This window comes from Lysinibacillus sp. GW247-5R2A (assembly GCF_059424475.1).
Genome location: NZ_JBWKZL010000010.1, coordinates 157,219 through 167,768, shown reverse-complemented (window position 1 = coordinate 167,768; position 10,550 = coordinate 157,219). Strand labels below are relative to the sequence as shown.

The 10,550-nt window shown below is 39.1% G+C and carries 12 protein-coding genes and 1 other annotated feature; all 12 genes read right to left on the bottom strand.

Annotation, left to right across the window (positions count from 1 at the left end; translation table 11 throughout):
- Window positions 1–100: 100 nt before the first annotated feature.
- The 12 genes from rpoB to rlmB all read right to left on the bottom strand — a co-directional run bounded on the left by rpoB (window position 101) and on the right by rlmB (window position 10,544).
- On the bottom strand, window positions 101–3,676 hold the full coding sequence (gene rpoB, locus AC07YC_RS16230; RefSeq protein ID WP_008181590.1) for a DNA-directed RNA polymerase subunit beta: 3,576 nt from the start codon (window positions 3,674–3,676) through the stop codon (window positions 101–103).
- 242 nt (window positions 3,677–3,918) lie between these two features.
- On the bottom strand, window positions 3,919–4,521 hold the full coding sequence (locus AC07YC_RS16225) for a class I SAM-dependent methyltransferase (RefSeq protein WP_144788669.1): 603 nt from the start codon (window positions 4,519–4,521) through the stop codon (window positions 3,919–3,921).
- A 76-nt stretch (window positions 4,522–4,597) separates the two neighbouring features.
- Window positions 4,598–4,957, bottom strand: a complete 360-nt coding sequence (gene rplL / locus AC07YC_RS16220) for a 50S ribosomal protein L7/L12 (protein WP_008181586.1) — start codon at window positions 4,955–4,957, stop codon at window positions 4,598–4,600.
- 73 nt (window positions 4,958–5,030) lie between these two features.
- Window positions 5,031–5,531, bottom strand: a complete 501-nt coding sequence (rplJ, locus tag AC07YC_RS16215; RefSeq protein WP_036121626.1) for a 50S ribosomal protein L10 — start codon at window positions 5,529–5,531, stop codon at window positions 5,031–5,033.
- A 32-nt stretch (window positions 5,532–5,563) separates the two neighbouring features.
- Window positions 5,564–5,709: a sequence feature (ribosomal protein L10 leader region), on the bottom strand.
- Window positions 5,710–5,763: 54 nt separating this feature from the next.
- On the bottom strand, window positions 5,764–6,462 hold the full coding sequence (gene rplA, locus AC07YC_RS16210) for a 50S ribosomal protein L1 (RefSeq protein ID WP_494919880.1): 699 nt from the start codon (window positions 6,460–6,462) through the stop codon (window positions 5,764–5,766).
- Between the two features lie 116 nt (window positions 6,463–6,578).
- Entirely contained in the window at window positions 6,579–7,004 is a 426-nt protein-coding gene (gene rplK, locus AC07YC_RS16205) for a 50S ribosomal protein L11 (protein ID WP_004233593.1), read from the bottom strand.
- Window positions 7,005–7,234: 230 nt separating this feature from the next.
- Window positions 7,235–7,768, bottom strand: coding sequence for a transcription termination/antitermination protein NusG (nusG, locus tag AC07YC_RS16200; RefSeq protein ID WP_010860621.1), 534 nt, complete (start codon window positions 7,766–7,768; stop codon window positions 7,235–7,237).
- 335 nt (window positions 7,769–8,103) lie between these two features.
- Window positions 8,104–8,289, bottom strand: coding sequence for a preprotein translocase subunit SecE (secE, locus tag AC07YC_RS16195; protein WP_336636343.1), 186 nt, complete (start codon window positions 8,287–8,289; stop codon window positions 8,104–8,106).
- A gap of 48 nt (window positions 8,290–8,337) precedes the next feature.
- Window positions 8,338–8,484 carry a 50S ribosomal protein L33 gene (gene rpmG, locus AC07YC_RS16190; RefSeq protein ID WP_075807303.1) on the bottom strand — a complete coding sequence of 49 codons (147 nt, stop codon included), beginning with the start codon at window positions 8,482–8,484 and terminating at the stop codon, window positions 8,338–8,340.
- Between the two features lie 76 nt (window positions 8,485–8,560).
- Window positions 8,561–9,208, bottom strand: a complete 648-nt coding sequence (gene sigH / locus AC07YC_RS16185) for an RNA polymerase sporulation sigma factor SigH (RefSeq protein WP_025116456.1) — start codon at window positions 9,206–9,208, stop codon at window positions 8,561–8,563.
- A gap of 68 nt (window positions 9,209–9,276) precedes the next feature.
- The gene (locus tag AC07YC_RS16180; RefSeq protein WP_008181857.1) at window positions 9,277–9,789 is read right to left on the bottom strand and encodes an NYN domain-containing protein; all 513 of its coding nucleotides are present in this window, start codon (window positions 9,787–9,789) and stop codon (window positions 9,277–9,279) included.
- A 2-nt stretch (window positions 9,790–9,791) separates the two neighbouring features.
- Complete coding sequence (gene rlmB / locus AC07YC_RS16175; RefSeq protein WP_008181856.1) at window positions 9,792–10,544, bottom strand: 23S rRNA (guanosine(2251)-2'-O)-methyltransferase RlmB; 753 nt, start codon at window positions 10,542–10,544, stop codon at window positions 9,792–9,794.
- Window positions 10,545–10,550 lie beyond the last annotated feature (6 nt).

Genomic DNA, 10,550 nt, shown 5'->3' with positions numbered 1-10,550 from the left:
TGATGTATTAAAAGAAAAAGCCAGGCAGGGCGTTAAATCCTGCCCGGCTAATTTGAAAAATAAGTTTGACCTTATTCACAATTGTGAATATTGGTTTCCATTATTCAAAAGACTCTACTGGCTCTTCTTGAGTATCTGGCTGTGGTGCGATGTTAAGTGCATCAGCTGGTTGAAGATCTTCTTCTTCGTCTAAATCACGAAGCTCTACTTCTTCATCATTAACTGTTAGCATCTTAACGTCCATACCAAGAGATTGAAGTTCTTTAATCAATACTTTGAATGACTCAGGAACGCCTGGCTCTGGTACACTTTCACCCTTAACGATGGCTTCATATGTTTTTACACGACCAACAACGTCATCGGATTTAACTGTTAAGATTTCTTGAAGGGTATAAGCGGCACCATATGCTTCAAGTGCCCATACTTCCATCTCACCAAAACGTTGTCCACCAAATTGCGCTTTACCACCAAGTGGTTGCTGCGTAACAAGTGAGTAAGGACCTGTTGAACGGGCGTGAAGTTTATCGTCAACCATGTGAGCAAGTTTGATCATATACATGATCCCAACAGATACACGGTTATCAAATGGTTCACCAGAGCGGCCATCATACAGGATTGTTTTACCGTCACGGTTCATCCCTGCTTCTTCCATTGTTTCCCAAACGTCTTCTTCATTCGCACCATCAAATACTGGTGTTGCCATGTGGACGCCTAGGTAGCGAGAAGCCATACCTAAGTGTAATTCTAAAACTTGTCCGATATTCATACGAGAAGGTACACCAAGTGGATTTAACATGATATCTACAGGCGTGCCATCTGGCATGAATGGCATATCTTCTTCTGGCAAGATACGAGAGATAACCCCTTTGTTACCGTGACGTCCGGCCATTTTGTCCCCAACGCGAATTTTACGTTTTTGAACAATATAAGCACGAACTAATTGGTTAACACCTGGTGGTAATTCATCGCCATCTTCACGGTTAAATACTTTAACATCCAGAATGATACCGCCAGCACCGTGTGGTACACGTAATGATGTATCACGGACCTCACGAGCCTTTTCACCGAAAATAGCATGTAATAAACGCTCTTCAGCCGTTAATTCTGTAACCCCTTTAGGCGTTACTTTCCCTACAAGAATATCACCATCGCGTACTTCCGCACCGATACGGATAATACCACGTTCGTCTAGGTTACGAAGTGCATCTTCACCGACATTTGGAATATCACGAGTGATTTCTTCAGGTCCAAGCTTTGTATCACGAGACTCTGACTCATATTCTTCAATATGAACAGATGTATAAACATCGTCTTTTACAAGGCGCTCACTCATAATAACAGCATCCTCATAGTTAAAGCCGTTCCAAGTCATGAATGCAACAAGTACGTTACGTCCAAGAGCTAATTCGCCTTTTTCCATTGATGGACCATCTGCTAAAATATCGCGAGGCTTCACGCGTTCGCCAACTTTTACAAGTGGACGTTGGTTATATGAAGTACCTTGGTTTGAACGTATGAATTTTTGTAATTTATATTTTGTTAAATCGCCTTTAACCTCTTTGCCATCAACAACTTCAATGCGGCGAACATGGATAGAGCGAGCCTCAACGTGCTCAACAATACCATCATACTTCGCTACTACAGCTGCACCAGAATCACGTGCATCCACATGTTCCATACCCGTACCAACGAATGGTGCTTCTGGGTTAAGAAGTGGAACTGCTTGACGTTGCATGTTTGCACCCATAAGTGCACGGTTAGAGTCATCGTTTTCTAAGAATGGGATACACGCAGTCGCTGCAGAAACTACTTGTTTAGGAGATACGTCCATGTAGTCCATTTGAGCTTTATTGAATACTGTGTTATCACCACGGAAACGACCTACTACCTCGTCTTTTGCAAAACTGCCATCTGGATTTAATAGTGAGTTTGCTTGTGCTACGTAGTAGTTATCTTCTTCATCAGCTGTTAGGTAATCAATTTGTTCCGTTACTTGACCTGTTTCGTGATCAATACGACGGTAAGGCGTTTCGATGAAACCAAATTTATTTACTTTAGCAAAAGAAGATAATGAGTTGATTAAACCAATGTTTGGACCCTCTGGTGTCTCGATTGGACACATACGACCATAGTGAGAATAGTGAACGTCACGTACTTCGAAACCAGCACGCTCACGTGTTAAACCACCAGGCCCTAATGCAGATAATCGACGTTTATGCGTTAATTCTGCTAATGGGTTTGTTTGGTCCATGAATTGTGATAATTGAGAGCTTCCGAAGAACTCTTTAATTGACGCAATAACTGGACGGATATTAATTAATTGTTGTGGTACGATAGCCGCTGTGTCGTTAATAGACATACGCTCACGTACTACACGTTCCATACGAGATAAACCAATACGGAATTGGTTTTGCAGTAACTCACCTACAGAACGTAGACGACGGTTACCTAAATGGTCAATATCATCTGTTGCTCCTACTTGATAAAGCAGGTTGAAGAAATAGCTTACTGAAGACAGTACGTCAGCAGGTGTAATATTTTTCACTTCTTCATCAATATAGGCATTACTAATGATATTAATTTCTTTTTGTGCTTCATCTTTCGGTGCATAAATTTTAATAGATTGGATTGTTACATCATCCTCAAGTACTCCACCAACTTGTGATAAAGTACGGAAACCAATACCTTTCGAAGAATCTTCAAGGTAAGGTAGGATTTTATCTAAAGTACGGCGATCAAGCACTGTACCTTTCTCTACTAAAATTTCGCCTGTTTCTGGATCTACAAGCGTTTCAGCAATCGTTTGGTTGAATAAACGATTTTTAATATGAAGCTTTTTATTCATTTTGTAGCGTCCAACATTCGCTAAATCATAGCGTTTTGCGTCGAAGAAACGAGAGTATAATAAGCTTTTCGCACTTTCAACTGTTGGTGGCTCACCTGGACGTAAACGCTCGTAGATTTCTAAAAGTGCTTTTTCAGTACTTTCAGAGTTATCTTTTTCTAGCGTATTACGTAAGTACTCGTTATCACCGATAATATCGATAATTTCTTGGTCTGAGCCAAAGCCTAATGCACGAAGTAACACGGTTACTGGTAACTTACGAGTACGATCAATACGTACATAAACTACATCTTTTGCATCCGTTTCATACTCTAACCATGCACCACGGTTTGGAATCACTGTAGCTCCAAAACCTTTTTTACCGTTCTTATCCGTTTTATCATGGAAATACACACTTGGTGAACGAACTAATTGTGAAACGATAACACGTTCAGCACCATTGATAATGAACGTACCTGTTTCAGTCATTAATGGGAAATCACCCATGAAGACATCTTGTTCTTTCACTTCGTCTGTTTCTTTGTTGTAAAGACGTACTTTCACACGTAATGGAGCTGCGTAAGTAACATCTCGCTCTTTACACTCATCAACATCATATTTAGGATCACCTAATGAATAATCGATGAATTCTAATGAAAGATTACCTGTAAAGTCCTCGATCGGCGAAATGTCACGGAACATTTCACGTAAACCTTCTTCAAGGAACCACTCGTAAGACGCCGTTTGAATCTCAATCAGATTTGGAAGCTCAAGCACCTCTTTAATACGCGCAAAGCTTCTACGCTGGCGGTGTTGTCCGTACTGAACTAGTTGACCTGTCAACTCATTCACCCCTCAATAAAGCGATATTAGGTCTTTGCAAAATCATACAAATAGTGTATGATTTCGAAAGACAAAAAGAAAACGAGTCTTCAAAAAGATCTCATTTTCGGTTAACTAAACTTATCTTGGCAAGTATACCCATATTAAAACAATTCTATACAAAAAGGGCATACGACCTCAAAATAATATTTTTGCATTGTATCATATTATCATAGCCGATTTGTCAAGTCAATAAATTATACATATTTCATTTATTTTTTTGCACGTACTATCCAGTATCCTTTTTTCTTCTCGACAACATCGACTTCGGAAAATTTACCTTCTAGGTAACTTACTGTCGATGGCGCTCCTTGTTTCTTCTGAATCACTACCCAAAGCTCTCCAGATGATACTAGTCTATCATAAGCTCCATCGTAAAAGCGGAAAATCGTTTCCTTCCCTGCACGAATTGGTGGATTCGTTAAGATAGCTGCTGCTTCTATATCTTTATCAACCATCGATAGGCCGTCACTCACAAATATTCGCACATTTTGAACACCGTTCACTTGCGCATTTTTTTGCGAAAGCGCAACTGCACGTTCATTTATATCCATCATACAGACGGTACGGTCTGGATTTGCTTTGGCGATGGATAATCCTATCGGCCCATAACCACAACCTATATCAAAAATCGCACCATCAATATTAGGCATTTGAAAAGCGTCTATTAAAACACGGGATCCAAAATCTACTTCGCTTTTACTAAATACACCTGCATCCGTTTCAAATGAAAACGTATGCCCTAGTAATTTGAATGTCCAGTGACGAGGTTTACTCTCAGTTTGAGGATTATTTGTATAATAGTGATCTGACATTTTCACGCCTCCTCAGAATGAAGAAAAAAGCTCGCCAATATGACGAGCTTTCCTTTTGTTTAAAAGTAACGCGAGATTACTTAACTTCTACAGATGCGCCAACTTCTTCAAGTTTAGTTTTGATTTGTTCAGCTTCATCTTTAGAAACGCCTTCTTTAAGAGCTTTAGGAGCGTTATCTACTACTTCTTTAGCTTCTTTAAGACCTAAACCAGTGATTTCGCGAACCACTTTGATTACTTTAATTTTTTCTGCACCAGCAGATGCTAATACTACGTCGAATTCTGTTTTCTCTTCAGCTGCAGCAGCACCGCCAGCAACTACTGCTACTGGAGCAGCAGCTGTTACACCGAATTCTTCTTCGATAGCTTTTACTAAATCGTTTAATTCAAGAACTGTCATAGCTTTGATAGCTTCTAAGATTTGCTCTTTGTTCATTATAATTTCCTCCTAATTGGATAATGTTTTATTTTTTTGCGGTCAGGCCGCGGAAGTTTTTGGACGTATTAAATTACGCGCCTTGTTCTTCTTTTTGTTCTGCAACAGCTTTTGTTGCAAGTGCGAAGTTACGCACTGGAGCTTGAAGTACAGATAAAAGCATAGAAAGTAGACCTTCGCGTGATGGAAGTTCTGCAAGTGCTTTAACATCTTCAACAGAAGAGATTGTACCTTCGATAATACCAGCTTTAATTTCTAAAGCTTCGTTTTTCTTAGCGAACTCGTTGATGATTTTAGCAGGAGCTACAACATCTTCATTTGAGAACGCAATTGCGTTAGGACCAACTAATACGTCGTTGATTCCTGCAAGACCAGCAGCTTCAGCAGCACGACGAGTTAAAGTGTTTTTGTATACTTTGAACTCAACGCCAGCTTCACGAAGTTGTTTACGAAGCTCTGTTACTTGTGCAACATTAAGACCACGGTAATCCACTACTACTACAGAAGAAGCGCTTTGGAATTTCTCAGTAATCTCTTGAACTTGTACTTGTTTGTTTTCGATTGCTTTGCTCATGATGACACCTCCTATTAGAATGGGTCATTTATACCGACAAAAGAAAAGCCCCTACGTCAAATAGACACAGAGGCTGAAAGTCATCATCTTTAAATAAGAATCTGAATTCCGATGTCCTCGGTAGGAACATTAAGTGACAAGTCACTCCTACTGTCTACGGTACAAATGGATAATTCACAACAGCAACGATTATATCATGTAATCACTGCTGTTGTCAATATATATATATAAATTATTTTACTACTACGTTAGATGAGTCAATTTTAATAGCTGGACCCATTGTAGTTGTAACATTTACAGATTTCATGTAAGTACCTTTAGCTGCAGCAGGTTTTGCTTTTTGAACTACATCAAATACAGCTAAGAAGTTTTCTACTAGTTTTTCTGCAGAGAAAGAAACTTTACCGATAGGAGCGTGGATGATACCAGCTTTATCAGCACGGTATTCTACTTTACCAGCTTTAATTTCTTCGATAGCTTTTGTTACATCGAAAGTAACTGTACCAGTTTTAGGGTTTGGCATTAAGCCTTTAGGTCCTAATACACGACCAAGTTTACCAACTTCACCCATCATGTCAGGAGTTGCTACGATTACATCGAAATCAAACCAACCTTGTTGGATTTTTTGGATGTACTCTGCATCACCTACATAATCAGCGCCAGCAGCTTCTGCTTCTTTAAGTTTTTCACCTTTTGCGAATACTAATACGCGTTGAGTTTTACCAGTACCGTTTGGTAGCACTACTGCACCACGGATTTGTTGGTCGTTTTTACGAGTATCAATACCTAAGCGAAAAGCAACTTCTACAGTAGCGTCGAAGTTTACTGAGCTAGTTTTTTGAGCAAGTTCGATTGCTTCTTGAGCACTGTATAGTGAGTTACGATCAATTAATTTAGCTGCATCTTGCAGTTTTTTACCTTTTTTAGCCATTATATATTTCCTCCTTGATTGTGGTTATAGCGGATTTTACCTCCCACGAATAAAGGTTGCGTGTTCACAAAGAAACTTCGCAACCTTCCAAAAAACAAAACATCAAGTAACTGGGATTAGTCTTCGATAACAATACCCATGCTTCGTGCAGTACCTTCTACCATTAACATAGCAGCTTCTACTGAAGCAGCGTTAAGGTCTGGCATTTTAGTTTCAGCGATTTCGCGAACTTTATCACGTTTAACCGTTGCCACTTTTTTACGATTTGGTTCACCAGATCCAGATTGGATACCAGCTGCTACTTTAAGTAGAACCGCTGCAGGTGGAGTTTTTGTAATGAAAGTGAAAGAACGGTCCTCGAATACTGAAATTTCAACTGGAATAATAAGACCAGCTTGATCAGCAGTACGCGCGTTGAATTCTTTACAGAATCCCATGATGTTCACACCCGCTTGACCTAATGCAGGACCAACCGGTGGAGCTGGGTTAGCTTTACCAGCAGGGATTTGAAGTTTTACAACTTTAATAACTTTTTTAGCCACGAGACACACCTCCTTAAGTCCGTGATGTGGTAATTGGGTTGCCCCTCCCACTCAATATCTGTCTGTCAGCTAAGTGCCGATAACATTAAAATTATCATTACAGACGTCAAACAAAAGTATGACAGTCTGACCTATGAAATGATACCACTTTTAATTTTTTTAAGCAAGTGGTAATTAACAAAATCTGCGAAACAACTACCAATAGGCATGTCACAGTTCTAGTAATTGTATTATAATTTTTGAATTTGTTCGAAGTCTAGCTCCATAATTGTTTCGCGACCAAACATATCAACAGACACTTTCACTTTTCCTTTTTCTGTGTCAATTTCTTCAACACGTCCTTGGAAATGTGCGAATGGCCCTTCTAATATTTCAACCGCTTCACCAATAGAGATATCTACTTCGACAACTTTATCAGTCATACCCATTTGCTGTAGTAGACGATCTGCTTCCTCAGGTAGTAAAGGGGTTGGCTTTGCTCCCCCACCAGATGAACCGATAAAGCCTGTTACACCCGGCGTATTACGCACTACATACCAAGAATCATCTGTCATAATAAGCTCTACTAATACATAACCTGGGAAAACTTTACGCATCATTGTACGCTTTTTCCCATCTTTCATTTCTGTTTCCTCGTGTTCAGGAACAATCACTCGGAAGATTTTATCTTGCATTCCCATTGTTTCTACACGTTTTTCTAGGTTTGCTTTTACTCGGTTCTCATACCCTGAATACGTATGAACAACATACCAATTTTTCTCCATAACTACTAGGACTTCTCGTCCGTCCCTCCCTTACAAATAAAAGTGAAAATGAATCGTGATATGCTAGATGCATTTCTTACTCTTTTCACAAACATCTCATGTAGACATAGCCTTTCCCTATTAAGAAAGCCTGATGATATGTAACGAAACTAGCATAGTCATCTATTGCTACTATCATACTTATCATAATGAGATTATCTTACTGCCATTCACTTCACCCATATCACTTGCCCATAAAGATGGAATTGTCTGCTGAATGAAGATAAAACAAACGAAAAAACCCGTTATTGCATTGGACGGGCTATTTCATAAGTATTAACATGCTATTTACTAAATTATAAATCTAAGTACCAGCGGAATAATGATGAAACACCTAAGTCAACTAACACAAAAAATAAAGCCATAACGACAACAGTTGAAATAACAACGACTGTATATTTAGTCAACTCTTTACTTTTTGGCCAGCTTGTTTTGCGCATTTCTGACATTACATCACTGAAAAAGCCTTTGATCTTGCCCATTCTAGCTTAACCTCCGAATCAATCAAATCTGTCTATTTACATATCATTTTATAGCGTTTGTTTATGCACTGTATGTTCATTGCAATGCGAGCAAAATTTCTTTAATTCGAGGCGTACAGTGGAGCCTTCTTTAGCCGGGAACGTGTAATTTCTCGATCCACATTTCTCGCAATTTAGCACGACTTTTTTTGCCATATACTCACCTTTTTCGGCACTTTGTCTTTTTAAGACTAACACCTATATTTGTCAATGTCAATAAAGCCTCTGCCCGCTAAGACATTTCCTCAAGGACTAAATGTCGCTCTAATTTACGCTTCACTCGCTGCAAAGCATTATCAATCGATTTCACATGACGATTTAATTTTGCAGAAATTTCATGATATGATCGGCCATCTAGATATAGAGCTAAAACCTGTAACTCTAGTTCACTTAAAATCTCACTCATTTTCTCTTCTAAATATCCAAACTCTTCTCTATGAATTATTAATTCTTCTGGATCATCCATGATAGCGCCTGTTAAAACATCCATGAGCGTTCGGTCTGATTCTTCATCAAAAATGGGCTTGTCCAAAGAAATATAAGAGTTAAGAGGTATATGCTTTTGCCTAGTTGCCGTTTTAATAGCGGTAATTATTTGCCTTGTAATACACAGCTCAGCAAAAGCTCGGAAAGAAGCAAGCTTATCCCCTTTAAAATCACGAATCGCTTTATACAAACCGATCATGCCCTCTTGCACGATATCTTCCTTATCAGCACCAATTAAGAAATAGGATCTTGCCTTCGCTCTAACTAACAAACGATATTTCGTAATTAAATAATCCAACGCATCTGTATTACCTTGATGCACCATTTCAATAAGTTCTTCATCATTGAATCGTTCAAAATCTTGTGTCACTTGTACAATGCTATTTTTAAACATGGTATCACCTCAGCCACAACAGATAATTAGGAACAGTATAACGGAATTGGAAAATATGCGTCAATCAATCATTTCAATCCACGTCTCCATTTTTCGAATGCTATCGCCACATCTGGCTTTAATTCTATACGTGAAGGTGGTCTACTTTCTTGTTTCCTTTTCACATCATGCGATATTTTATGCTGGATAATGCTTGTATCTATTTCTAGTTCTCTAGCTGACTTTCTCAAGGCTCCATTACCAAAAATAACACTTTGCTCTGCCATATCGGAAGTTGCTACGTGTATTTGTACATTTCTAGCCTTAAGCTCATGCGTCATTTTTTCAATACGTTCATCTGCCGTTTCATTTTTCCGAGTATAAATGACTTCAACATCACTTTCTAAATAAGATTGCTCTACTCCTGGAACTAGATGTGCGTCAAAAACAATAATAACACGCCAACCCATAGCTGCTTTATATTCAGCCATAAGTTCTATCAACCTTTTGCGAGCATCCTCAAAATTTGTATCCCGCAATGGTCGAAGCTCTTTCCAGGACCCAATCATATTATAGCCATCCACTAGCAAAATGTTTTTCATTGTTACTCAATCGCTTCTTGACGTTTACGATACACTTCGTACATTAATAACGCTGCAGCTACTGAGGCGTTCAATGATGTCACATGTCCTACCATCGGTAAATGATACAAGAAGTCACATTTCTCTTTTAATAAACGCCCCATTCCCTTACCTTCACTACCGATAATGATAGCCAGTGGTAATGTTGCATCCATTTTCCGATAGTCTACAGAGCCCTTTGCATCTGTACCAGCAATCCATACACCTCGTTCTTTTAGTTCATCTACTGTTTGAGCTAAATTGTTTACACGGACTACAGGAACGTGTTCAATAGCGCCTGTTGATGCTTTCGCCACGACAGCTGTTAAACTCACTGAACGGCGCTTAGGAATAATAATACCGTGCGCACCTATTGCATCTGCAGTTCTCATAATAGAACCTAGATTATGTGGATCTTCAAGCTCATCTAAGATTAAGAAAAAGGGATCCTCTTGTTTTTTTGCGGCTGCAGCAAATAAATCCTCTAGTTCAGCATACTGATAAGCTGCAACAGAAGCAACAATCCCTTGATGATTTGCACTTGATAATTGATCGACTTTCTTTTTCGGAACAAACTGAACGATCACTCCGCGTTCTCTAGCTAAATCTAGCAGTTCGTTGACACCCGATTTTTTTACACCCTCTGCAATCCACACTTTATTCATATCGCGTCCTGAACGAAGTGCTTCTAACACTGGGTTTTTACCTGCAATAATTTCTCCATTTTGTTCTGTCATTATAAT

Excerpts from the sequence above, each read along its gene's own strand:
- AC07YC_RS16225 (WP_144788669.1), bottom strand. The coding sequence starts at position 4,521 with ATGTCAGATCACTATTATACAAATAATCCTCAAACTGAGAGTAAACCT.
- rplL (WP_008181586.1), bottom strand. The coding sequence starts at position 4,957 with ATGAACAAAGAGCAAATCTTAGAAGCTATCAAAGCTATGACAGTTCTT.
- rplJ (WP_036121626.1), bottom strand. The coding sequence starts at position 5,531 with ATGAGCAAAGCAATCGAAAACAAACAAGTACAAGTTCAAGAGATTACT.
- rplA (WP_494919880.1), bottom strand. The coding sequence starts at position 6,462 with ATGGCTAAAAAAGGTAAAAAACTGCAAGATGCAGCTAAATTAATTGAT.
- nusG (WP_010860621.1), bottom strand. The coding sequence starts at position 7,768 with ATGGAGAAAAATTGGTATGTTGTTCATACGTATTCAGGGTATGAGAAC.
- secE (WP_336636343.1), bottom strand. The coding sequence starts at position 8,289 with ATGGGCAAGATCAAAGGCTTTTTCAGTGATGTAATGTCAGAAATGCGC.
- rpmG (WP_075807303.1), bottom strand. The coding sequence starts at position 8,484 with ATGGCAAAAAAAGTCGTGCTAAATTGCGAGAAATGTGGATCGAGAAAT.
- sigH (WP_025116456.1), bottom strand. The coding sequence starts at position 9,208 with ATGTTTAAAAATAGCATTGTACAAGTGACACAAGATTTTGAACGATTC.
- AC07YC_RS16180 (WP_008181857.1), bottom strand. The coding sequence starts at position 9,789 with ATGAAAAACATTTTGCTAGTGGATGGCTATAATATGATTGGGTCCTGG.
- rlmB (WP_008181856.1), bottom strand. The coding sequence starts at position 10,544 with ATGACAGAACAAAATGGAGAAATTATTGCAGGTAAAAACCCAGTGTTA.